Origin of the sequence: Pseudomonas sp. TWR1-1-4 (assembly GCF_049897165.1) — a bacterium.
GTDB lineage: Bacteria > Pseudomonadota > Gammaproteobacteria > Pseudomonadales > Pseudomonadaceae > Aquipseudomonas > Aquipseudomonas canadensis.
This window is the reverse complement of record NZ_JAFCVS010000011.1, coordinates 25511-47863: the sequence shown is the minus strand read 5'-3', so window position 1 is coordinate 47863 and position 22353 is coordinate 25511. Positions and strand designations below refer to the sequence as shown.

Sequence of the window (22353 nt, the reverse complement as noted above, 5' to 3'; positions counted from 1 at the left end):
GTGTTTGTATGAGAATTGGACTGGTTGGCTACGGCCATGGAGGGCGCTTCTTCCATGCGCCGCTGATTGCAACGCTGCCCGGCGCTACGTTTGTTGGCGTCGTTACTCGCTCACCTGAACGCCGCCAGCAGTTGGCGACTGACCATCCCGGTCTCAAGGCTTTCGATTCCATCGGCCAGATCGTCGAGGCGGGTGTCGACGCCCTGGTCATCTCCACCACCCTCAAAGGCCGCCCGGCCCTGGTGCTGGAAGCCATCGAGCACGGCGTTACCGTGGTCAGCGACAAACCCTTCGCCGCCAACGCCGAACAGGCCCAAGCGCTGATCACCGCGGCCGAGCGCCAGGGCACGCTGCTCAGTGTGTACCAGAACCGGCGTTGGGATTCGGACTACCTCACCCTGCGCAAACTCATCGACGCCGGCGCCCTGGGCAAAATCAGCCGCTTTGAATCCCGCGTGGAACGCTACAGCCCGCAAGCCGTAGGTAACGCCAGCGGTGGTGGCTGGCTGCGCGACTTGGGCAGCCATTTGGTCGACCAGGCCTTGCAACTGTTCGGCCCGGTAGATCGAGTGTTCGCCCAGCTGCATTACACCGCCGAACACCCCACGGTGGATCACGGCTTCTTTGTCTCCCTGACTCATGCCAACGGCGTGATCTCCCATCTGTGGGGCAACGCCTTGCAAAACAGCCAGGCACCGCGTTTTCGCGTCAGTGGCAGCGCAGGCTGTTACACCGTCGAAGGCCTGGACGGTCAGGAAGAGGCGCTAATGGCCGGCAAGTCGCCGAAAACCGAAGGCGAGCACTGGGGGGCCGAAGAGCATCGACGCTGGGGCTGGTTCGAACAAGGTTCTGAGCGTGAGCGAGTACCCTCGGAGAAGGGCTGCTGGACGCAGTTCTATCGGCAGTTGCAACTGGCCGTGCAAGGGCAGGGACCGTTGCCAGTGGACGCCTGTGACGCCTTGGAAACCACCCGTATATTGGACGCCGCACGCCTCAGCGCCGAGCGTCAGCAGGTGGTTTCAACAAAAATAGAATAAAATTCTAAAACAGGTTGATATGGAAATTATTTTCCAATAAAGTCTTTTCCAGGTTGCATAAAGTACGTTCGGGCCCGACCCGCGCGACTCAACAAAAACAAGATCAAAAACAACCAGGTACCGTCAGATGAAAATCTTCAACGCTGTACTGCGAGTTTTACGCCCCACTCTTGCGCCACGCGGTCTGCCCCGCGCCCGGCCGTTCTACTTCTCCTTCCTTAATGTGCTGTGCGTCGAAAACAAAGGCGCGCTGGTGTGCTGCATTCCAGGCGCACCGGTCGTCCGGCTGCCTGCCGAGCTCTGATAAACGCAACGTCCAAAAAACCAACAAGAAAGTGGAGACAGACCGTTCATGAAGACCCCGATCCGTTTTACCGCGCTGGCCCTGTCCATGCTGCTCGCCAGCGGTGTTGCCTCGGCTGCTGACCTCAAGATAGGCGTGAGCATGTCCGCCTTCGATGACACCTTCCTGACCTACCTGCGCGAAGACATGGACAAGCAAGCCAAGTCCTATCCCAAGGGGGATGGCGTGCAATTGCAGTTCGAAGACGCGCGTGCCGACGTGGTCAAGCAACTGAGCCAGGTCGAGAACTTTATCAGCCAGAAAGTCGACGCGATCATCGTCAACCCGGTGGACACCGCGTCGACGGCCAACATCATCAAGGCCGCCACCGCAGCGAAAATCCCGCTGGTGTTCGTCAACCGTCGTCCTGACAGCGCGACATTGGCCCCAGGCGTCGCGGCGGTGACGTCCGACGACGTCGAGGCGGGCAAGCTGCAGATGCAGTACATCGCCGAAAAGCTTGGCGGCAAAGGCAACATCGTGATCCTGCTGGGTGACCTGGCAAACAACTCCACCACCAACCGTACCAAGGGTGTGAAGGAAGTCCTGACTAAGTACCCAGGCATCAAGATCGAGCAGGAACAGACCGGTATCTGGCTACGTGACAAGGGCATGACCCTGGTCAACGACTGGCTGACTCAGGGCCGCGAGTTCAACGCGGTGTTGGCCAACAACGATGAAATGGCCATCGGCGCGTCCATGGCCCTCAAATCGGCGGGCAAGAAGGGCGTGTTGATCGCCGGTGTCGATGGTACGCCGGATGGCCTGAACGCGATCACCAAGGGTGACATGACGGTGTCGGCCTTCCAGGATGCCAAGGGCCAGGCCGACAAGTCGGTGGAAACGGCGCGCAAGATGGCCAAGAACGAGCCTTTCGAGCAGAACGTGGTGATCCCGTTCCAGCTGATCACCCCGGACAACGTCAAAGACTTCAAATAGCCCTGCATAACAACAATAAGCCGGCAGGGCGGTCTTGGCCGCCCTGCAGATGGAGTACTTCCCTATGCTCGCTCAAGCGACTGTCTCGCAGCCTCCCGGTCTTCAGCCCCAGCCGCTGGAAGAACCCTACCTGCTGGAAATCGTCAACATCAGCAAAGGCTTTCCCGGCGTCGTGGCCCTGGCCGACGTGCAACTACGGGTGCGCCCCGGCACCGTGCTGGCGCTGATGGGCGAGAACGGTGCGGGCAAGTCGACGCTGATGAAAATCATCGCCGGCATCTACCAGCCCGACGCCGGGGAAATCCGCCTGCGTGGCAAGCCGATCGTGTTTGAAACCCCCCTGGCGGCCCAGAAGGCCGGGATCGCGATGATCCACCAGGAACTCAACCTGATGCCGCACATGAGCATTGCCGAGAACATCTGGATCGGTCGTGAGCAGCTCAACAGCCTGCACATGGTCAATCACCGCGAAATGCACCGCTGCACCGCCGAGTTGCTGGCGCGCCTGCGCATCAACCTGGACCCTGAGGAACATGTGGGCAACCTGAGCATCGCCGAGCGGCAGATGGTCGAGATTGCCAAGGCCGTGTCCTATGACTCCGACATCCTGATCATGGATGAGCCGACCTCGGCCATTACCGAGAAGGAAGTGGCCCACCTCTTTTCGATCATTGCCGACCTCAAGTCCCAGGGCAAAGGCATTGTCTACATCACCCACAAAATGAACGAAGTGTTTGCCATCGCCGATGAAGTGGCGGTATTCCGCGACGGCCACTACATCGGCCTGCAACGTGCCGACAGCATGAACAGCGACAGCCTGATCTCGATGATGGTCGGCCGTGAGCTGAGCCAGTTGTTCCCGGTGCGCGAGACGCCCATCGGCGACCTGTTGCTGACGGTGCGCGACCTGACACTGGATGGCGTGTTCAAGGACGTATCGTTCGATCTGCACGCCGGTGAAATCCTCGGTATCGCCGGGCTGATGGGCTCGGGCCGTACCAACGTGGCAGAAACCATTTTTGGCATCACGCCCAGCAGCAGCGGCGAGATCACCCTGGATGGCAAGGCGGTGCGCATCACCGACCCGCACATGGCCATCGAAAAGGGCTTCGCGCTGTTGACTGAGGATCGCAAGCTCAGTGGCCTGTTCCCGTGCCTGTCGGTCCTGGAAAACATGGAAATGGCCGTGCTGCCGCATTACTCCGGCAACGGCTTTATCCAGCAGAAAGCCCTGCGTGCGCTGTGTGAAGACATGTGCAAGAAGCTGCGAGTGAAAACCCCGTCGCTTGAGCAGTGTATCGACACCTTGTCCGGTGGTAATCAGCAGAAGGCCTTGTTGGCGCGCTGGCTGATGACTAACCCGCGGCTGCTGATCCTCGATGAACCCACCCGTGGCATCGACGTGGGCGCCAAGGCCGAGATCTACCGATTGATCTCATTCCTCGCCAGCGAAGGCATGGCCGTGATCATGATCTCCTCCGAATTGCCCGAAGTGCTGGGCATGAGTGATCGGGTCATGGTGATGCACGAAGGCGAATTGATGGGCACCCTGGACCGCAGCGAAGCGACCCAGGAAAAAGTCATGCAGTTGGCCTCCGGGATGACGGCAGTCCACTGACGTACAGAATAAGAAGGTGATGGGCTATGAACGCAATAACGGATAACAAACCCGCGACGGTACCCACCAAAAGTCGCCGACGCATGCCCACCGAGCTGAGCATCTTTTTGGTGCTGATCGGCATCGGCCTGGTCTTCGAGCTGTTTGGCTGGATCGTGCGGGACCAGAGTTTCCTGATGAACTCCCAGCGCCTGGTACTGATGATCCTGCAAGTGTCGATCATCGGCCTGCTGGCGATTGGCGTGACCCAGGTCATTATCACCACGGGGATCGATCTGTCCTCCGGTTCGGTGCTGGCGCTGTCGGCGATGATCGCCGCGAGTTTGGCCCAGACTTCCGATTTTTCCCGTGCGGTGTTCCCGAGCCTGACCGACTTGCCAGTGTGGATCCCGGTGGCGATGGGGCTGGGCGTCGGGCTGCTGGCGGGGGCGATCAACGGCAGCATCATCGCCGTCACCGGCATTCCGCCGTTCATTGCGACCCTGGGCATGATGGTCTCGGCCCGTGGCCTGGCGCGTTACTACACCGAAGGCCAGCCGGTAAGCATGCTCTCGGACTCGTACACGGCCATCGGTCATGGCGCGATGCCCGTGATCATCTTCCTGGTGGTGGCGGTGATCTTCCATATCGCCCTGCGCTACACCAAGTACGGCAAGTACACCTACGCGATTGGCGGCAACATGCAGGCGGCGCGTACCTCGGGGATCAACGTCAAGCGCCACTTGATCATCGTGTACAGCATCGCCGGTCTCTTGGCTGGCTTGGCGGGTGTGGTGGCCTCGGCACGTGCCGCCACCGGCCAGGCCGGCATGGGCATGTCTTACGAGCTGGATGCGATTGCTGCGGCAGTGATCGGCGGTACCAGCCTGGCGGGCGGGGTAGGGCGCATCACCGGCACCGTGATCGGCGCGCTGATCCTTGGGGTGATGGCCAGCGGGTTTACCTTTGTCGGTGTGGATGCGTACATCCAGGACATCATCAAGGGCCTGATCATTGTGGTGGCGGTGGTGATCGACCAGTACCGCAACAAGCGCAAGCTCAAGCGCTGAAGCGCTTTCTTGTAGGAGCCGGCTTGCCGGCGATAGCATCGACACGGTCTCGCTGAAGGGCCCGGTTGACTGCATCGCCAGCAAGCCGGCTCCTACATTTAACCGTTTGTCTTCTATATAGCTCCACAACACTGAATTTCTTGCTATAAACGCACTCCGATGACCATTCGCCGAGCCCGTCCTGGTGCTTTTGGGGGTTATCTCGGAAAAATTGCCTGTCTTTTCAGTTGCTGCGCCCTCAAGTCGGCCTTAGACTGCCGCCCCTCGTAAATTGAGTGCCGGGTGGCGCTTGAAATGAATGGCGCCCTTCCGAGACCTGCAGAGGCCTTCCGGAACGCTCCCTTATTCGCCTTAATGCACGTATTTTTTATAGAGAAATCAATGACAAAGGAAAAGTTGCTGGCCATGCCGGCGGATGACTACATGAATGCCGAACAGCACGCTTTTTTCGAGCAGTTGCTGCAAGACATGAAAGTGGAACACCACGAGCGCATTGAACAGAACCGTATCGCCATTGAAAGCCTGGACACCCCGGCCGACCCGGCCGACGCCGCTTCTGTTGAAGAAGAGCGCACCTGGCTGGTCAACGCCATTGACCGCGACCAGCGCATGCTGCCGCAGCTTGAGCGCGCACTGGAGCGCATCAAGGAAGATTCCTTTGGCTGGTGCGATGACAGCGGCGAGCCTATCGGCCTCAAGCGCCTGCTGATCAGCCCGACCACCAAGTACTGCATCGAAGCGCAAGAGCGCCACGAGCAGATCGACAAGCATCAGCGCCAAGCCTGATGCGGTGAAGTGGGGGACCGTCCAGCGGTTCCCCGGGAAAGACCCGTTACACCCCGTCTATTGATCTGCTGCAAGCCACCCCACTAAAGGCCCATGGATAATGGCCCGATAGTGGCGTTTAATGCAGCGACAATAATGACAAGCAGTGGGGTAACGAAGATGGCTGGAGACGGATCTCTGATGGGCGCAGCAGTGCCACCGCAAGCGGTGGCGCGCGGGCTGCCCGGCTGGCTGACGCCCCTTTTGCAGAGTACCGCCCTGGTGTTGGTCCTGCTGGGCTTGGCGCTCGCCAGCCTGCCGCTCTACCTTTGCCTGCCACTGGCCCTGCTGGTGATCTGGCTACCTCGATTGAAAAGTCGCACACCTGTTATCGCATCTTCCGATGCCGTCGACGCCATCGGCGAATTGACTCGCGACCTGTCCTACACCACCAGTCATAACGCGTTGTCCGCGGCCGGCGTGGCCTTTTCGGTCAAGCAACTGGCGGCCCGTGTGCAGTCGCAGTTGGGCGCGGCCAAGCAGATTGTCAGCAGCGCCGAGGTGATGATCGGCACTGAAAAGATCACCTCCCAACTGAGCCGCGAAGCGCTTGGCGCCGCCAGCCAGGCGCATCAACGCAGCACTGAAGGCCGCGAAGTGCTGGCCCAGTCGATTACCCGCATGCACCAACTCAGCCAACGCGCCAACGCCAGCCGTGAGCTGATTGAAGCCTTGAGCCTGCGCAGCGAGGAAATCCAGCGGGTGACTTTGGTGATTCAGTCCATCGCCAGCCAGACCAACCTCTTGGCGCTTAACGCCGCGATTGAAGCGGCGCGGGCCGGCGAGCATGGGCGTGGGTTTGCGGTGGTGGCGGATGAGGTGCGTGGGTTGGCGGGGCGTACGGCCACGGCCACCGATGAAGTCGGGGTGATGGTGGCGGACATCCAGCAGCGCACCGCCCAGGTGGTGGAGCAGATTCGCCAGTTATCGGCGGACTTGCATGCCGGTGTCGAGCAGGTGGAGCACGCCGGCGAGCAGTTGCAAAGTATCGCCAGCCTGGCGGCCGATGTGGAAGGCCAGGTGAATGAAATCGCCCAGGGCACCGACACCAACCGCACCCAGCTCGACAGCTTGTTCCATGCCGTGGAACAGATGCGCAGCGACCTGGCTGTCAGCGATCAGCAAACCCGCCAGTTGGCCGACGCTGCCGTGCAGATGGAAGGGCAAGCCGAAACCATCAGCGAGCGCCTGGCGGAAGTTGGGCTGGACGACTACCACCAGCGTATCTACGACCTGGCGCGCGAGGGGGCGAGCCGGATTGCTGGGCAATTCGAAGCCGATGTGCAGCAGAACCGGATCAGCCTGGATGACCTGTTCGACCGCAGCTACACGCCGATCGCCAACACCAGCCCGAGCAAGTACCACACCCGGTTCGATAGCTACACCGACCAGGTGCTGCCGGCGATCCAGGAGGCACTGTTGCCACGGCATGAAGGGTTGGTGTTTGCCATCGCCTGCACGCCCCAGGGCTATGTGCCGACGCACAACAAGGCGTTCTCCCACGCGCTGACCGGTGATGCGCAGGTGGATGCCGTGCAGAACCGCACCAAGCGCAAGTTTGAAGACCGCACTGGGATCCGCTGTGGCAGCCACCAACAGGCCGTTCTGCTGCAGACCTATACCCGTGACACCGGCGAACTGATGCACGACCTGTCGGTGCCGATCATGGTCAAGGGCCGACATTGGGGCGGCTTGCGCCTGGGCTATAAACCCGAGGTAGCAAAAGGCGGGCGATAGGGATTATTGCTGTTTATGCAATGGAGCTATTCCGGGGATAGCTTTTTCCAACTGGAGGAAAACCGTAGCATGGCCAACATTGTTAGCCAGCTAACTAATGCTGCGGAGAAGCTCCATGCAAAACAAAGTCGATGTCGCCGTGATGATTGGCAGTGGCGTTCCCGAAACCTTGCGTGCGCTGGGTCAGAAGGCTTGCTGGGTGGTGTTGCTCAACGGTGAGCAGCGCGGCACGGCGTTCGCCAGTCGCGATGAAGCGGAGGAGTGCAGGGCTGCCTGGCAGGCGCTGTTGCGCCTGGAGCAGTCAGACAGCCTGCATTGACGCCGACTCAGTTCGCTTGATGCAGGCGTTGGTTAAGTTCATCCACGGCAATCGCCCATTCGGCATCGTCGCGAAGCTCTTCCTTGAGAAAACTCGCTTGTTGCGCCGACCAGAACGGTGCATCGATGAGCTTCACGTCTTCAGGCAATGGATGGGCAACGATAAACGCATCGATGGCGTCTGGGGTTGAATCCAGGCCCAATTGTTCAAACAGGGTTTCAAGGGTGGGGATTGGCGCGTCCATTTGGTTCTCCATGCAGGGTGGTCGTTATGCATGGGAGGGTTGTGGCGCAGCAGAGTTCTATCGGATCTCAGGAATTCAGAGCCCCGTCGTCCACGGCAGTCTTTAACGCCTTGGCGGCGTCCTTGGCGGCGATGGCAGCCGCGTCGACGGTTTTGAACCAGCGGTCTTTTTCCACCTGGTGGGTGGTGACAGTGGTCAGCGGAGGCTTGGCCCGCATAATGATCACTGCTTGAAACTCACCGTCTACTTCCCTTGCGTCGCCATGGATGAAAAATTCGCCGATATCAAATTCCGTCACGTAGAGCCTTCCCTTGGAGATAACTGCACTGGAGAAACCTGGCCCGCAGGGCACAAACTTCAGTGGACGGGCCAGTATGGCAGTTGTTGCGGGTCGGCGGCGCAGTTAAGTTATCGGGCGGACGAAACGACCGCTCCATGGTGAGCTTGCAACTGGGCTTCTAGTTTCTTGGCCAGTTCACAAGCCTTGACATGGCCGCTGCGAAAGCCTTTTATTTGGCCGCTGAGCACTTCACGGATGTGGAAGAAGTTTTTACCGGCAGGTACAAACTGGTAAAGAACCGGGTCCGAGTACCCCTCGAAGCCGCCCAAGCGGTAGTATTGAGCCTCGCCCTGGCATGATGAACGGGTGTGCGAAGACATCGCATTGTAGGTTGAGCGTTGCATGGCCTGCTCCTTTCGATCGCTCCGGTTGACTTGATTGCAACGTTTTGGGTGGTTTTGATTGGTGCTGCTGTTTTAGTATTGTCGTCGGCGATCTGCGCCTGGTTCCATGACAGCGTGCTTATTTGCGCTTGCGTGTCGGAAAACTGCATTTTTAACTGGGTTATTCTCTGAAGTGGGTCGGTCCGTATTCTCTGGCCGTTGAACCTGTGATCTCCTGTGGTGCCTGATGACCTTGCACAAGGTCCATCGCGTACGTCTGTACTGGTCTTATGGCGCGGCAGTGGGTTCTTCTTCAGTTTTTTTCAAAGAATGAGTGATGTGATCGTGCCGTAATGGCCGTTTTTTTGTGCTGCCCGCTCTGGCGGACAGCGCTCTTTTTGATGTGGGGGCGTTTCCTTGGCAGTCAGTAATCTGGATATGCACGCGTTGTTCGTGCTGGGTGATTTGCGCGCAAAGTTGGTCAAACAGTTTCAGTCCCGTTTCGTTTACATTACTGAGCAGACGCCGGAAGGTATCTACATCGCCGAGATCGACACCGAGGCGGCGTTGGTCGTGGACGACAAGCCCCGCCTGGAACTCAAAGTTGGCGATCACTTCCGCGCAGCGGTATTGCCCAGCCGTGAAGGTGGCAAATTCGAACTGAAGTTCCGCGATATCAAGTTGACCGTCTATGGCCTGGGTGACTACGCCTTTGTCTCCTCGGCCGAAGGCCAGGGCATTGTGTTCAAGGAAGGCCACAGCGTGATGCTGGTGTTTGCCGCCAACGAGCAACTGCAGGAAGGCCTGACCAAGACCCTGAAAGCCGTGACCGGCAAGGCCGCCAAATGGCGCAAGGGTGAACTGGTGACTTTCAAGGCCAGCGAATAACCATCAAATTCCGCGAACACCCGTTATCTCCCGGAACCTCTACTACAGTTGAGTTGACTTAACTATTCAGAGGCTTCGCGCTTACGCAGCAAAGCCGTCCGCTGTCTGCTGCGATATCGCGAGGTGCAAGGGCATGAAAGGATTGAGAACGCTGTTGGCTGCATCCGTGACGGCCTTGAGTCTGTCCGTGGCCGCACTGCCGGTTTCGGCCGCCGAGACGCCGATACACTTTGCCGATTTGAACTGGGAAAGCGGCAGCCTGATCACCGAGGTACTTCGGGTGATTGTCGAAAAGGGCTACGACTTACCGACCGATACCTTACCGGGCACCACCATCACCCTGGAAACCGCCCTCGCGAAGAACGACATCCAAGTGATCGGCGAAGAGTGGGCCGGCCGCAGCCCGGTGTGGGTCAAGGCTGAAGCCGAAGGTAAAGTGGTCGGCCTGGGCGATACGGTCAAAGGCGCAACCGAAGGTTGGTGGGTGCCGGAATACGTGGTCAAGGGCGACCCAGCCAAAGGCATCAAGCCTCTCGCGCCGGAACTCAAGAGCGTGAAGGACCTGGCGCGCTACAAGGACGTCTTCAAGGACCCGGAATCCCCGGGCAAGGGGCGCTTTCTCAACAGCCCTATCGGCTGGACCTCGGAAGTGGTCAACAAACAGAAGCTCAAGGCCTACGGTCTGGACGACAGTTATGTGAACTTCCGCAGTGGCTCGGGCGCGGCACTGGATGCCGAGATCGCTTCGTCGATCCGCCGGGGCAAACCGGTGCTGTTCTACTACTGGTCGCCGACGCCGTTGATGGGGCGCTACAAGTTGATCCAGCTGGAAGAGCCACCGTTTGATGCCGAGGCGTGGAAGACGCTTACGGATGCGGATAATCCTGATCCAAAACCAACACGCTCGCTGGCATCCAAGTTGAGCATCGGGGTGTCGACGCCGTTCCAGAAGGAGCATCCGCAGATTGCGCAGTTCTTTGAGAAGGTCGAGTTTCCGATTGAGCCGCTGAACAAAGCCTTGGCGACCATGAGTGAAAACCACTCGGCGCCACGGGAAGTGGCCCAGGTGTTTCTGAAGGAACATCCGCAGGTGTGGAAGGCTTGGTTGACCGAGGATGTGGCGCAGAAGGTTGAAGCCAGTCTGAAATAACAGTGCGCATGTACTGTAGGAGCCCGGCTTGCCGGCGACGGCGTTTATCGGACGCCATCGCCGGCAAGCCGGGCTCCTGCGTTCAGGTGTTTAGAACCTGGTTTGTACTGCCAGCTCGAATGTCCTTGGCGCACCCAGGTAGTAAGCAGGCGACACATGCGCAAACTCGGCATACACCTCATTCGTCAAGTTGCGTACCCGGCCCGTCACCGAGGTATGCGAGTCCACTTTGTAGCGCAGGAACGTGCCGAACAGCGTGTAGGCCGGCACCGTCTGGGTGTTGGCGTTATCTGCGTACACCTCGGCCACATAACGCGCATCCACGCCCCCTTGCCAATCCTCGGCAAAATCATAGGTCAGCCACAGGTTCCCCACGCGCTTGGGCACGTTGGTTGGCGTATTGCCTTTGCGCGAGACCACCGCGCCACTGGCGATTTTCTCGTTGAAGTCGTCGTACTCGGCGTCGACCCAGGCGAAGTTACCCTCCGCCAGCAACCTTGGCGTGATGCGTAACGAACTGGCCAACTCGATGCCTTTGGATGACTGTGCGCCGACCGGAATGCTGTTGGTCGGGTCCTGCGGATCGGTCACGGCAAAATCCTTACGCTCGATCTTGTACGCGGCCACGGTGGCCGAGCCACGGCCGTCCAGGTAATCGAACTTGCTGCCCACTTCCCACTGTTTGCCCGTCGAAACATCAAACACTTGCGTGGTGGTGTTCGGCTGCTCGGCGGCGGTGCTGTATTGCACATACACATTGGCCGACGGGATGAACTGGTAAGTCAGGCCGACGCGGCCGGTTACCGGCTCCCAGCTGCGCTTGAAGTGGCGGGGATTGGTCGCGGTGATCGCACGGTGGTTGGTGACGTCCAGCTCGATAGCGTCGTAACGCAGGCCGGTAAGCAGCGAAAGTTTGTCGGTGAGCCCCAGGCGGTTCTCCACGAACACAGCTTTGGTGGTGACCTCGTTGGTCTTGTCCTTGCCGAACTTCTCGCGGGTTCGCGGGATGTCGTAGAAGTGCCCGGGATCGAAGTTGTCTGGATTCACTGTACTGTTGCCTGGCACATTCCAGGGGGTATTGGTGGTGCTGTTGACCTTGTATTCGAAACCGCCAGACCACGTGGTCGACAATCCGAACATACTGTCATCGTGGCGCAGTTCGAACTGGTTGCCGTTCTGTTCGCCTTGATGACGTACCTGATAGGCCGTCGAGCGGTTCACCGCGCTGTTGTCGGCGTTGTACTGATAGGTTTCCAGGTTGCGGTAATCGCGTTGGCTGTCCAGGTGGTAGAGGGTGTTTTTCAGGCTGGTGCTGTCGTTGAGGCGGTAGTCGATGATCGAGCGCGCCCAGATCGTGCGCTGTTCGTAGCGACCGTCAGCAACGTTGTAGTTGTTGAAGCGGTTGTGCTTGTCGATCTTCAGCTCGCCCACCTTGGGGTTGAGCACCGGCGTGCCCCAGTAGGGACTGTCTTCATGCTCATCCTGATATTCAAGCGCCAGGGTGTGAGACAGATTGGGCGTGAGGTCGCTGAGCAGGGAAAACGCCAGGCTCCAGGCCTCACGCTGGTCGCGGTCGATGTAGCTGTGATTGGTGTTGCGGCTTACATCCAGGCGCGCGTAGTGCTGCACATCGGCGCCGGGTTCGGTCAGGGCGTGATTGACACCAAACGCCATGCCGGCGGTGTCATAGCTGCCATAGGTGAGCTGGCCTTCGGCGGCCTGTTCCTCGCGGGTGGCCAGCTTGGTCACGTAGTTGAGCGAACCGCCCACGGAGCCGGCACCGTTGATCAAGGAGGAGGGGCCGCCTACCAGCTCCACCCGGTCATAGATCCATGCATCCACCGGCCGTGCCAGGCCGGTCGCCACATTGATCCCGTTGAACATCTGGGTGATCTGGCTGCTGGTAAACCCACGGTAGGAGACAAACCCGCCAAATCCTGGCGGGGCGCTGGCATTGACGCCAGGCAAGGTATTGGCGGCGTCGCGGAAGGTCTTGGCGCCGCGGCGCTCGATGTCATTGCGGTTGGCGATAGCCACCGACGCTGGGGTTTCGCGCACACTCAAGCCCAAGCGCGAGGCCATGCCGCTGGATTGATCCAGGGCCAGGCCAGGCTCGGCGGTTTGTTCGCCATCAATGGTGGTCGGAGCCAATTCAAGGGCCCAGGCGCAGACGGGCAGGCAGCCGAATAGGCCCGCCAACAGGGGTAGATGTTTCATGGTTGAATCCTGAAAAACTTGGCTTGAAAACAACGCACAACCGCCCGTACTTCCTTGCGGAAACGGTGGTCAGTGCAGATCGGAAAGCGAAGGAATCAGGCGAAAGCAGGCGGTGCGCGCGGATTAGCCGCAGGCCAGGTGAAGCGGGCAGGAATGTCAGCAGCCAGGACAATGGCCGGCGGTGGCGCATGGGGCTGTGGCAACACCGCCACATTCAGGCTTGAACTCAGCGCTGGGCCCATGCCGCCTGTGGAACACAGCGGGCAACCAAACGCCTTGGACAGCGTTGGCAGGTTCTCTTCAGTGGAGTTGGACGGCTTGGGCGCCTGGGTGCGCGGGTCCACTGTACAAAACTGACCGCCGATGCCATTGAGCTGCATCCCGACCATCTGCCCGTGACCGATACTGCAGGCGAACACATTGAACAGGACGCAGCAATAGAGCATCCAGGCAATGAGCGAGCGGTCGGCACGGGCGATTTTCATGGGGCGGCACTTTACCATCAGCCGCCGACGAAATGCCTGCAAAAAATCACCAGGCGACTATCCTCTTTCGCACCTTTTACGGGAGAGCCAGCCATGAGCTTTGTTGTCGCACGATGGATTGTCGGCATTTTCACCTTCATCAGCATGGTGCATTTGTACTGGGCTGCCGGCGGAAAACTCGGCTTCCAGGCCGCTATCCCCCAACTGCCCGGCGAATTCGCGCGTGGGCCGAAACCTGCGTTCAAACCCTCGGCGCTGGCTACGTTTCTGGTTGCCCTGGGGTTGGTGGGCATTGCGCTGATGGTGTGTTTGCGTGCCGGGCTGTATTTCTCGGCGGTGTCCCACGGGGCCTTGCAATGGGGGATCAGCGCGATTTCGGTGGTGATGTTTGCCAGGGCGATTGGGGATTCGGAGTTGGTGGGGTTTTTCAAGAAGGTTGGTGGTTCGCGGTTTGCGAGGTTGGATACGTATTTTTATTCACCGTTGTGTCTGGTTTTGGGGGTGGGGTTGTTGGTGGTGGCGTGGGGGTGAGGGCCTGATGGCTCATCAGGCCGGGTAGTCATCGTCATGATTGAATGAAGTACAAGTTGGACATGGAACCAGGGATTTTTTTGGCTTTTCCTAGTTTCAGGTACTCGCCGAATTCATGCGCCAGGTACTCTTTGTCGGTATATTTCTTGTATTTTTGCGGTAGCTCACAGGCGTAAATATATAATCGCCAAAGGTCAAATCCGTCGACCCTGTCATCAGGGCCATAATCAAAGTCGATGTATAGGCCTGATAGGCGAACGCAACAACCAATGCCGTGCAATTCGTAGGTCACGTCATCAGTGACAGCGCCTCGCTGCGGAATTTTATTGGAGCGCCATAATCCATGAATGTTTTTGGTGCCGAACGATCGCTTGAGTAATTCCGTTGCTTCATCTACATGCCTCAGATATTCCGATATCAGGGTTTCTAGTGTATGGATTTGCATTGTGCTAGCCTTCCAGTCTGAGGAATTGTCTTCGTTTGGGGCAGTGAGCATATAGCTGGATATCGCTGGGATATGTCTGTTTGTTAGAAGGCTTATTTGGGAAGTTAAAGTTTAGAAAAGTAGATGTAACCTTCAAAGGATATGCCCGCTATCCAATCCAAACTTTCTTGAGTTATGTAGGTGTGTTGCGGAATCGTCGAAAATATCCCAAGTGCTGGTGAGAGATGTTTGATGCCTATTGAATAGGCGTCATCAGTGGCGTCACCTATGATAATGACGTCAGATTCTGTGGTGAGTTTGATTTTTTCTACAAGTGCATCCATTGATGTTTTTGATGTTGCTACACCCAGATAGATACTATTTTTTAATAAGCTCCATGCTATGTTGGTCACAGAGAATGGAACGCTCTGACTCATTTTTTCTACCATTAGGTCATGTTTGATTTTTGTTAGGGTAGTGATTTTCGTATTGTTTTTTTTAAAGTATTCAATTATCTCGTCGTCAAGGTAGCTCATTTTTTTGCGAACCTTTTAGTTAGCTGAATCACCATTTTTTCGTTTCCTTCAAATGTAAAATGTGGGCCATTTTCTTTATGGGTCCACACGTTGATATGTGCGCCACTGTTTTGATCATGTTCAACACGATAGCCAGTTTTTCTGTCGGACGTTTGCATTCCTATAGGTTCCCCTTTTCTTTTTCCGAATTTTGCTAACTTTGGCATTTCTGCCCGGAAATCATTTTCCAACAACCATACTAGCGCTTTGTTTAAAGCTTGTTCATAAGTGATTGAGTGAACCGCACCTCCTATTTCAGGGGGCGCTTCCTCATGCCGTTTTTGTGATTTGCTTCTTTGGCCCGGACAATTGCCGCGCTCGCAGGCAAATCCTATGGGGTCTACCCAGCCCGTGGGGTTGGTGGTGTATTGGTAGGCATTGATCCCACCCGCCAACTTCACCGGATCCGGGGTCAGGTAGCGACCAATATCCGGATTGTAGTAGCGATGGCGGTTGTAGTGCAGTCCGCTTTCTTGGTCGAAGTATTGGCCTTGGAAACGAAGCGGATTGTCGACTTTTCCTATGTCGAGACGGCTGATTTCGCCGTAGGCGCGATAGTGTGCGGACCAGACGATTTCGCCATCCTGAGTGGTGAGTTCGTGTGGGGTGCCCAGGTGGTCAAGTTGGTAGTGGTAGTGCCTGGTTTCCTTTGGACCAAAACCTTCCAGCAAAGCTAGCGGACGGAAGCTGTCGGGCTCGTAGAGGTAACTGCGGTGGCGATCCGTCTGGTGTTCGGCGATGAGTTTGTCGCCTTGCCAGAAGAACTCGGTGGTAATGCCATCAACAGCTTTGCTGATACGGCGACCAAACGGATCGTAGCGATAGCTGGCGGTCTGGCCGTTGGGTTTTTTGATGCCGATCAGGCGGTGCTGGCAGTCGTAGCGGTATTCAGTAACGAGTTGATGGCCTTTGCCACGCCGTTCGCGGATAAGGTTGCCGAAGGCGTCGTAGTCGTAATGGTGGTCGCCTTGGATCATCAGGCGGTTGCCGGCCACGATGTCGGGGCCGGGGCGGTTTTGCATGAGCAGGTTGCCGGCGGGGTCGTGGGCGAAGCGTTCTTGCTCGCCTTGCGAGTGGTCGGCGCGGGTGAGGCGGTTTAGCGGGTCGTAGTGGTAGTGGTGTTCGCCTTTGCGGGTGTCTTGCAGGCGGGTGAGGTTGCCGGATTTGTCGTAGTCGTAGTGGCGTTGGTAAAGCGTGTGTTGCTTTTGGGTAACGGCGTGGGCGTGCAGGCGTTGTTGATCGTCGGAGTGGTAGTGGCTGATCAGTTGGCCTTGTTGGCGTTGGTGTTCCTGACCGGCCTTGAACAGGTGGGATGTCAGTAACGTGCCGTTTAACTCGACGGTGGCGAGGTGGCCACCTTTGGTGTGGTTGAACACCAGGCGGTTGTTGTCGGGCAGGCGCAGGTTTTGCAGGTGGCCGCAGGCGTCGTAGCCATAGCGCAGCGTGCCCCAGCCTTGGTGTTCGGCGGTGAGGCGGTTTTGGCTGTCGTACTCGTAGGCCAAAGCCCAGTGGCCGTCCTCGACGCTTAGGAGATTGCCCTGACGGTCGTAGGCGTAATCGACCAGGTTGCCGTCGGGCAGGGCTTTTCTTACGAGCCGTCCGGCATAATCGCGCTCGTAGTGGGTAACCAGCTGACTACCGTCATCGCCATGCTCGGTCTTTTCCTGCAGGTTGCCGTTGAGGTCGTAGAGGTAAGCAGTGCGCTGGCCGTCAAAGCCGGTTTCCTGCTGGATCAGGCCATTGGCGTGATACTGGAGTCGGTAGGTTTCGCCTACCTCGTTTTCGATTTCGGTCAGCAGCAAACGAGTGTTGTCGTAACGGTATTTGACCTGGGTGCCATCAGCGTTGATGCGCCGGCTGATCAGGTGCAGGCCATCGGCGTATTCGTAGCGAGTGACGTGGCCGAGTTCATCGCGTTCGGAGGTGATTTTTCCGTACGCGTTGTAGGTATATTTACGCGTATCACCGCTCGGCAAGACGATTTGGACTAATCGTCCTACGTGGTTCCACTCAAATTGCGTGAGCGCGCCGTGTTCGTCTTCCAGGCTGATTTTTCGCCCGAGATCGTCATAGCGGTAGCGCTTGATTCCGCCATTCGGCAACTGCTCTTCAAGCAATTGCCCGTGCTCATTCCAGACCAGTCGGTGACAGCTGTGATCCGGCAGCCAAACCTGCGTCAGTTGTCCGCGTTTGTTGTAGCTGTAGTCAGTAGCGTTGCCGTCAGGATCGGTCCTACGCGTAACGTCGCCCTGGTCATTACGCTCATACTTCCAAACCGCTTCACCACGCCGCACAACCCGTACGAACCCATTGTCATGCTCGTAGGTCGTTGGCTCATCATCCCCCGGAAACAACGCCACCAAACGCCCAGCTTCGTCGTACTGGTAGGCCGTGATCGCCCCGAGAGGGTCCTGCTCAACCGTCAGCCGGCCTTTCTCATCGTAGGATTTGAAGTGCTCAGCACCGTCAGGATCCACCCGCTGCACCAGCCGCGCCCGCTGGTCATGCACGTAGACTTCCTGGCTGCCATCGGCGTTAAACACCGTGACCTGCCCGTTGTCATCCCAGGCATAGCGCGTGTCCATCTGCGAGAAACTGGCCCAATGCCGGACACATCGCGCCGCCTTACCAGACCTTTCCCACTCCCAGAAGAAACTCGCCCCACCCGCCAAACCACGCTCAAGAATGACGTGCTGCTCGTCGTACCGATAAACCTCGCTTTCGCCTACGGCGTTGGTCGCAGAAACCAGTCGTCCAAAAGTGTCATAGGCGTAGGCAACAACGTGCTGCTCCGTCACCCAGACAAACGGACCGTCATCGACAGCCCGCTCAATCTGGTAGTCCACCGCCACAATGCGACCCAACGCATAGCGCAAAAACAGCGAACGCCCCACGCCGTTATCCAACCGCTCAATCTGCCCCAGGTAATTCCGGGAAATGCGCAACCGGTTGTCATACGCATCGCTAATCGCCGTCAGCACACCGTCGCGAAAATGGTAGAAGCGCGACCCTTGAGACAGGACTAACTCATCGGGCAGCGACCCCAGGTAGATCGCCGCTTCGGCCAGGCTATTGGTGATCGCAGGCCGAGAAACTGTGGGCAGGGGCAGGGTAGTCGACCGATTTTCATGATCGATCCACACCACCGAATCACCGGAAACACTCAGCCGATGCGCCAGCGAGTGACTCCAGCCAAACCCCAACCCACAATCCACTTCCACCGCACTGGTGCGATACAGCCGGGTCCACTCAAACGGCAAGATCCCGTCCAGCTTGCCATCGGTCAGGGTCAGCAGTTCCTCACCCGTGACCATCGACACCGGGCAACCGTTAGTGGCGGTCTTGTCCGACGATGCCGCCGCATCCCCAGCCGGATTCTTCCCAACAGCAGGCACATCATCCACATGCTCCGCCTGCTTCAGCATCGCGTTCTGCCGCGCCTTCCAGCGCATCTGCAGCCTGCCTTGCTTCAACCCACCAACCACCCCGCGAACCGCGACCGCCTTGTAGCGATCCACGGCCTGCATGAACTTCGTCAGAATCCCCAAAAGCCCCCTGACAAAACCCGTCGCCGCATCAAGAATCTGCCCGCCATACTTGACCAGTCGCAGACTCAAATACGCCACACCCGCCGCCGGTAACGCGATGGTCAACACCACGCCGATCACGAGATCAATCAGCAACGACACCACAAACCCTGCCGCCATCTCGGCCATTTCACCGGGCGGCAATGCGTCCAACCAGATCATCGCCGTGCGCAGCATCAGGAACAGCGCCGCTTCATCACTGGCCAGCAGCATCGCCTGTTCCATGACTTTGGGCGCATCGGTGGCGAGCTGCGCCAATTTGGCCGCTTCTGCGCCCAGCTGTTCGACGTACTTCAACGGGTCATCAAGAATCGCCTGCACCAGCTTGATGCTGTCCCACACATCACGAATCGCCGCCCAACTGCCCGCCAGTACGCCGCTGCCAATCGCGCTGGCGGTGGACTGCTCCCAGCGCGGTTTAAAACCCGACCACTCAGAACGAAGCCACTGCTCCAGGTTCCCGGTCAGCCCAGCGTAAGAGGCAAACAACGCGTCCACTTGCTCAGTAGAAACGCCCCCTTGCACCCGCACTTGATAGTGCCCGCCCGCCGCGCAGTGGTGCGAGCCTTTGCCTTGTTCATCCAGCATGATCACGGTAGAACTGCCGTCATCCAGCCCGATCACCTCCACCGGGATGTTGCCAATCGGCACGTCATACACCGACTCGAACAGGCTCTCGATCTTCAGCTCGCCGCCCACCGGGCACTGGGCCACGGTGGAAAAGTCAGCATCCGCAATGCTTACCGCCCGCTGCGATTCCCCCACCCGCAACACCCGATCCATCCCCAGCAGCGACGGCATATCCAGCCCATGGCTCACCGAATCCAGTGCACGCGAGTACCACGCGTCCATGTGCTGGCGATAAATCACCAGGCTCTGATGGAAGCCATCCAGCTCAAATTCGATAAGGGCAATGCGGGAAGGGTGGGTCATCCGTGACGTCTCGGCAAAGGGCAAGGCGTCGGAGCATGCCGTAGCAAAACGCAGCGGGATGAGCGGTTGAGAAATTCAGAAAAGGCTGACTGAACACGGGGGAAAAACGCAAAAAACCAACCCAAAGGGCTACAGAAAAAAGCGACAAAACTGATTGCAGCGCGGCAGCTTAAATAAAAATCGCTCTCATCCTTGCCCGATTTTCCGACATGGCCGTCATGGTTAATAGAACCTCCCTTACGCAGGATTTCCCATGTCGCGCCTTGCTCGTCCCTTGCACCCACTGGCCTTGTCAGTGGCGATGGCTTTTGCCGCCGTGCCGTTGCTGACCGTCCAGTCCTCCTTTGCCGAAGAGAGCAGCAGCGCCGTGCGCAGTTTCTCGATTCCCGCCGGTGATTTGAGCCAGGCGCTCAATAGCCTGGCCGAGCAGGCGGGCCTGGTGCTGGCGTTTGATGCAAGCCTGACGCGCGGCAAGCGCAGTAAGGGTTTGAGCGGGCAATACGACACCGATGTGGCGCTGAACCAGTTGCTCGACGGTAGCGGCTTGCAGGCCTTGAAGATTTCCGCCGACCGCTACCGCCTGGAAGCTATCCCGGATAACGGCGGGGTCATGGAGTTGCAGGCCACCACCATCAGCGGCGCATACCAGACCGAAAGCCCGACCGGGCCGGTGTCCGGCTATGTGGCCACGCGCAGCTTGTCGGGCACCAAGACCGACACCGCGCTGATCGAAACGCCGCAATCGATCTCCATCGTCACCAAAGACCAGATGCGCGCGCAAAACGCCGAGAGCCTCAACCAGATCCTGCGCTACAGCGCCGCCGTCATTCCGGAAACCCGTGGCGCCACCGCATCGCGCCTGGACCAGTTGACCATCCGGGGTTTCTCACCGGCCACTTACCTCGACGGCCTGCGCATGCCCTCGAGCCGTGACGCCTTGCCGCAAAAGGACGCTTTTGACCTGGAACGCGTCGAAGTGCTACGCGGCCCGGCCTCGGTCCTTTACGGCCAGGGTACGCCGAGCGGCGTGATCAACATGGTTAGCAAGCGCCCGCTGGACACCCCGTTTCACGAAGTAGGCGTGGAATACGGCACCTTCAACAAGAAACGCACGACCTTCGACCTGAGTGGCCCATTGGATGATCAAGGCGTGTATTCCTACCGCGTTGCCGGGCTTTTCGACGATGCCGACGGGCAGGTAGAACACACCGAGACGCGCCGCCAGTCGCTATCCAGCGCCTTCACCTGGCGCCCGGACGACGCGACCTCGCTGACCCTGCTCGGGCATTTCCAGAAGGACCCCAAAGGCGCGTCCTACGGTTCGGTGCCGGCCTGGGGCTCGGTGCTGCACAGCCCGACCGGGCGCAGCATCGATGTGGACTTCTACGACGGCGAAAAGAATTTCGAGAAAAGTGACCGCGAGTACTACAGCATCGGCTGGGCATTCGAGCATCACTTCGATGACGTGTGGACCGTGCGCCAGAATGCGCGTTACCTGCGCAGCGAAGGCCAGTACCGCAGCCTCTACAGCAACTACCTGATGGCGGATTACCGCACCATCCGCCGCTCGACCATTGCCAGCGATGTCGACCTGGACGCCTACACCCTCGACAACCAGGTGCAGGCCAAATTCGACACCGGCCCGTTGCAGCACACCTTGTTGATGGGGCTCGATTACCAGAACACCAGCACCGACACCAAGTCCGGCTCGGGCGTTTACACCGCTGGCCCGACCCTGGATATCTTCAATCCGGTCTATGGCGCGTCGGTCCCGGTGCCGGCCTACACCACCGACGGCACCTCGCGCAGCGAGCAGACCGGCGTGTACCTGCAAGAACAGATGAAATGGGACAAATGGGTCCTGTTGCTGGGCGGGCGCTATGACTGGGCCAGCACCGACAGCAGCACCAAGACGATTCGCACTGGCGCCAAATCCGAGTCGTCCCTGGACAGCAAGGCGTTTACCGGCCGTATCGGCCTGGTCTATCTGTTTGATAATGGCCTGGCACCCTATGCCAGCTACGCCGAGTCGTTCAACCCGCAGTCGGGCACCGGCTACGGCGGTTCGGTGTTCAAGCCGACCGAAGGCAAGCAGTACGAAATCGGCATCAAGTACCAGCCGCCAGGCAGCAACAGCTTTATCACGGCAGCGATCTTCGACCTGCGCCAGACCAACGTACTGACCACCGACCCGGACCCGACTCATCTGTGCGGCTCCGGACGCTGCCAGAGCCAGGACGGTGAAGTGCAATCCCGTGGCTTTGAGCTGGAAGGCAAGGCCAGCCTCAATGACAACCTGGACATCACCGCGGCCTACGCCTACTTGGACAACCGCATCAGCAAGTCCAACAACACCGTGCGGTATGCGCCCGTCAGTGACATCGGCGTAGGCCCGGCCATCGCGGCCGAAGGCACCACCACCTACGGCGTGCCGCGTCACACCGCCTCGGCGTGGGCCGACTACACCTTCCACGATGGCAACCTCAAGGGCTTCGGTGCCGGTGCGGGGGCTCGGTATGTCGGCTCGTCCTGGGGTGATACGGCCAACACCCTGAAGGTGCCGGGCTACACCCTGTTCGATGCGGCGGTGCACTACGACATCCCGAACATCACCAGCCTGAAGGACAACCTGCGACTGGCGCTCAATGCCACCAACCTGGCGAATAAAGAGTATGTCGCGTCCTGCTACTCCTATTCGTGGTGCTGGTATGGCTCGCAGCGTACCGTACAGGCAAGCGCTACGTACCAGTGGTGAGGTAAAAAAAGGCCTTGGCGAGAGGATTCGGGAG

At 58.6% G+C, this 22353-nt stretch carries 20 protein-coding genes; 12 read left to right on the top strand and 8 right to left on the bottom strand.

All coding sequences use genetic code 11. The annotated features are described in order from the left end of the window. Positions 1–8: 8 nt before the first annotated feature. The 8 genes from ACP7C6_RS29035 to ACP7C6_RS29000 all read left to right on the top strand — a co-directional run bounded on the left by ACP7C6_RS29035 (position 9) and on the right by ACP7C6_RS29000 (position 7867). Positions 9–1037: a Gfo/Idh/MocA family protein gene (locus tag ACP7C6_RS29035; protein ID WP_028615864.1), complete on the top strand. Its 1029-nt coding sequence runs from the start codon at positions 9–11 to the stop codon at positions 1035–1037. A 127-nt stretch (positions 1038–1164) separates the two neighbouring features. Continuing rightward, a complete protein-coding gene (locus tag ACP7C6_RS29030) occupies positions 1165–1341 on the top strand; it encodes a hypothetical protein (protein ID WP_163002101.1) in 177 nt (58 codons plus the stop codon). 48 nt (positions 1342–1389) lie between these two features. Next, positions 1390–2319: a sugar ABC transporter substrate-binding protein gene (locus tag ACP7C6_RS29025; protein WP_122727614.1), complete on the top strand. Its 930-nt coding sequence runs from the start codon at positions 1390–1392 to the stop codon at positions 2317–2319. Positions 2320–2383: 64 nt separating this feature from the next. Further along, positions 2384–3937: a sugar ABC transporter ATP-binding protein gene (locus tag ACP7C6_RS29020; RefSeq protein ID WP_028615866.1), complete on the top strand. Its 1554-nt coding sequence runs from the start codon at positions 2384–2386 to the stop codon at positions 3935–3937. A gap of 26 nt (positions 3938–3963) precedes the next feature. Continuing rightward, positions 3964–4986, top strand: a complete 1023-nt coding sequence (locus tag ACP7C6_RS29015) for an ABC transporter permease (RefSeq protein ID WP_016975559.1) — start codon at positions 3964–3966, stop codon at positions 4984–4986. A gap of 381 nt (positions 4987–5367) precedes the next feature. Continuing rightward, positions 5368–5772 (top strand): TraR/DksA family transcriptional regulator, encoded by a 405-nt coding sequence (locus tag ACP7C6_RS29010; RefSeq protein ID WP_010564800.1) that lies wholly within the window; start codon positions 5368–5370, stop codon positions 5770–5772. A gap of 93 nt (positions 5773–5865) precedes the next feature. Continuing rightward, positions 5866–7548: a methyl-accepting chemotaxis protein gene (locus ACP7C6_RS29005; protein ID WP_426109575.1), complete on the top strand. Its 1683-nt coding sequence runs from the start codon at positions 5866–5868 to the stop codon at positions 7546–7548. A 115-nt stretch (positions 7549–7663) separates the two neighbouring features. Further along, a complete protein-coding gene (locus ACP7C6_RS29000) occupies positions 7664–7867 on the top strand; it encodes a hypothetical protein (protein ID WP_028615868.1) in 204 nt (67 codons plus the stop codon). A gap of 7 nt (positions 7868–7874) precedes the next feature. Here the strand turns inward: ACP7C6_RS29000 and ACP7C6_RS28995 are convergent, their stop codons facing one another. The 3 genes from ACP7C6_RS28995 to ACP7C6_RS28985 form a co-directional block, all read right to left on the bottom strand. Continuing rightward, a complete protein-coding gene (locus ACP7C6_RS28995; protein WP_028615869.1) occupies positions 7875–8111 on the bottom strand; it encodes a DUF2789 domain-containing protein in 237 nt (78 codons plus the stop codon). 67 nt (positions 8112–8178) lie between these two features. Then, positions 8179–8409 carry a hypothetical protein gene (locus ACP7C6_RS28990; RefSeq protein WP_028615870.1) on the bottom strand — a complete coding sequence of 77 codons (231 nt, stop codon included), beginning with the start codon at positions 8407–8409 and terminating at the stop codon, positions 8179–8181. A 110-nt stretch (positions 8410–8519) separates the two neighbouring features. Continuing rightward, a complete protein-coding gene (locus tag ACP7C6_RS28985; protein WP_426109574.1) occupies positions 8520–8795 on the bottom strand; it encodes a hypothetical protein in 276 nt (91 codons plus the stop codon). A 417-nt stretch (positions 8796–9212) separates the two neighbouring features. Here ACP7C6_RS28985 and ACP7C6_RS28980 point away from each other — a divergent pair, with 417 nt between their 5' ends. Together ACP7C6_RS28980 and ACP7C6_RS28975 are read left to right on the top strand one after the other, a co-directional pair. Then, positions 9213–9662: a hypothetical protein gene (locus ACP7C6_RS28980; RefSeq protein WP_174890956.1), complete on the top strand. Its 450-nt coding sequence runs from the start codon at positions 9213–9215 to the stop codon at positions 9660–9662. Between the two features lie 133 nt (positions 9663–9795). Next, complete coding sequence (locus tag ACP7C6_RS28975; protein WP_028615873.1) at positions 9796–10812, top strand: ABC transporter substrate-binding protein; 1017 nt, start codon at positions 9796–9798, stop codon at positions 10810–10812. Between the two features lie 90 nt (positions 10813–10902). Here the strand turns inward: ACP7C6_RS28975 and ACP7C6_RS28970 are convergent, their stop codons facing one another. Together ACP7C6_RS28970 and ACP7C6_RS28965 are read right to left on the bottom strand one after the other, a co-directional pair. After that, a complete protein-coding gene (locus tag ACP7C6_RS28970) occupies positions 10903–13029 on the bottom strand; it encodes a TonB-dependent receptor (RefSeq protein ID WP_426109573.1) in 2127 nt (708 codons plus the stop codon). Between the two features lie 95 nt (positions 13030–13124). After that, positions 13125–13514 carry a DUF2946 domain-containing protein gene (locus ACP7C6_RS28965; protein WP_016975551.1) on the bottom strand — a complete coding sequence of 130 codons (390 nt, stop codon included), beginning with the start codon at positions 13512–13514 and terminating at the stop codon, positions 13125–13127. 93 nt (positions 13515–13607) lie between these two features. Between ACP7C6_RS28965 and ACP7C6_RS28960 the strand changes: the two genes are divergently transcribed. Then, positions 13608–14045: a DUF3995 domain-containing protein gene (locus ACP7C6_RS28960; protein ID WP_068934183.1), complete on the top strand. Its 438-nt coding sequence runs from the start codon at positions 13608–13610 to the stop codon at positions 14043–14045. A 34-nt stretch (positions 14046–14079) separates the two neighbouring features. On the opposite strand, the gene ACP7C6_RS28955 is transcribed toward ACP7C6_RS28960, so the two are convergent. The 3 genes from ACP7C6_RS28955 to ACP7C6_RS28945 all read right to left on the bottom strand — a co-directional run bounded on the left by ACP7C6_RS28955 (position 14080) and on the right by ACP7C6_RS28945 (position 19564). Continuing rightward, positions 14080–14490, bottom strand: coding sequence for a DUF6896 domain-containing protein (locus tag ACP7C6_RS28955; RefSeq protein WP_426109572.1), 411 nt, complete (start codon positions 14488–14490; stop codon positions 14080–14082). Between the two features lie 104 nt (positions 14491–14594). After that, the gene (locus ACP7C6_RS28950) at positions 14595–15005 is read right to left on the bottom strand and encodes a hypothetical protein (protein ID WP_426109571.1); all 411 of its coding nucleotides are present in this window, start codon (positions 15003–15005) and stop codon (positions 14595–14597) included. Next, positions 15002–19564, bottom strand: coding sequence for an RHS repeat-associated core domain-containing protein (locus ACP7C6_RS28945; RefSeq protein WP_426109570.1), 4563 nt, complete (start codon positions 19562–19564; stop codon positions 15002–15004). Before ACP7C6_RS28945 ends, ACP7C6_RS28950 begins: the two co-directional genes overlap by 4 nt. A 253-nt stretch (positions 19565–19817) precedes the next feature. On the opposite strand from ACP7C6_RS28945, the gene ACP7C6_RS28940 reads away from it, so the two are divergent. Then, complete coding sequence (locus ACP7C6_RS28940) at positions 19818–22319, top strand: TonB-dependent siderophore receptor (RefSeq protein WP_426109569.1); 2502 nt, start codon at positions 19818–19820, stop codon at positions 22317–22319. Positions 22320–22353: the final 34 nt, after the last annotated feature.

What these genes read in the sequence shown, in the direction of transcription:
- ACP7C6_RS29035 (WP_028615864.1), top strand. Translation starts at nt 9, where the DNA reads ATGAGAATTGGACTGGTTGGCTACGGCCATGGAGGGCGCTTCTTCCAT.
- ACP7C6_RS29030 (WP_163002101.1), top strand. Translation starts at nt 1,165, where the DNA reads ATGAAAATCTTCAACGCTGTACTGCGAGTTTTACGCCCCACTCTTGCG.
- ACP7C6_RS29025 (WP_122727614.1), top strand. Translation starts at nt 1,390, where the DNA reads ATGAAGACCCCGATCCGTTTTACCGCGCTGGCCCTGTCCATGCTGCTC.
- ACP7C6_RS29020 (WP_028615866.1), top strand. Translation starts at nt 2,384, where the DNA reads ATGCTCGCTCAAGCGACTGTCTCGCAGCCTCCCGGTCTTCAGCCCCAG.
- ACP7C6_RS29015 (WP_016975559.1), top strand. Translation starts at nt 3,964, where the DNA reads ATGAACGCAATAACGGATAACAAACCCGCGACGGTACCCACCAAAAGT.
- ACP7C6_RS29010 (WP_010564800.1), top strand. Translation starts at nt 5,368, where the DNA reads ATGACAAAGGAAAAGTTGCTGGCCATGCCGGCGGATGACTACATGAAT.
- ACP7C6_RS29005 (WP_426109575.1), top strand. Translation starts at nt 5,866, where the DNA reads ATGGATAATGGCCCGATAGTGGCGTTTAATGCAGCGACAATAATGACA.
- ACP7C6_RS29000 (WP_028615868.1), top strand. Translation starts at nt 7,664, where the DNA reads ATGCAAAACAAAGTCGATGTCGCCGTGATGATTGGCAGTGGCGTTCCC.
- ACP7C6_RS28995 (WP_028615869.1), bottom strand. Translation starts at nt 8,111, where the DNA reads ATGGACGCGCCAATCCCCACCCTTGAAACCCTGTTTGAACAATTGGGC.
- ACP7C6_RS28985 (WP_426109574.1), bottom strand. Translation starts at nt 8,795, where the DNA reads ATGCAACGCTCAACCTACAATGCGATGTCTTCGCACACCCGTTCATCA.
- ACP7C6_RS28980 (WP_174890956.1), top strand. Translation starts at nt 9,213, where the DNA reads ATGCACGCGTTGTTCGTGCTGGGTGATTTGCGCGCAAAGTTGGTCAAA.
- ACP7C6_RS28975 (WP_028615873.1), top strand. Translation starts at nt 9,796, where the DNA reads ATGAAAGGATTGAGAACGCTGTTGGCTGCATCCGTGACGGCCTTGAGT.
- ACP7C6_RS28970 (WP_426109573.1), bottom strand. Translation starts at nt 13,029, where the DNA reads ATGAAACATCTACCCCTGTTGGCGGGCCTATTCGGCTGCCTGCCCGTC.
- ACP7C6_RS28965 (WP_016975551.1), bottom strand. Translation starts at nt 13,514, where the DNA reads ATGAAAATCGCCCGTGCCGACCGCTCGCTCATTGCCTGGATGCTCTAT.
- ACP7C6_RS28960 (WP_068934183.1), top strand. Translation starts at nt 13,608, where the DNA reads ATGAGCTTTGTTGTCGCACGATGGATTGTCGGCATTTTCACCTTCATC.
- ACP7C6_RS28955 (WP_426109572.1), bottom strand. Translation starts at nt 14,490, where the DNA reads ATGCAAATCCATACACTAGAAACCCTGATATCGGAATATCTGAGGCAT.
- ACP7C6_RS28950 (WP_426109571.1), bottom strand. Translation starts at nt 15,005, where the DNA reads ATGAGCTACCTTGACGACGAGATAATTGAATACTTTAAAAAAAACAAT.
- ACP7C6_RS28945 (WP_426109570.1), bottom strand. Translation starts at nt 19,564, where the DNA reads ATGACCCACCCTTCCCGCATTGCCCTTATCGAATTTGAGCTGGATGGC.
- ACP7C6_RS28940 (WP_426109569.1), top strand. Translation starts at nt 19,818, where the DNA reads ATGTCGCGCCTTGCTCGTCCCTTGCACCCACTGGCCTTGTCAGTGGCG.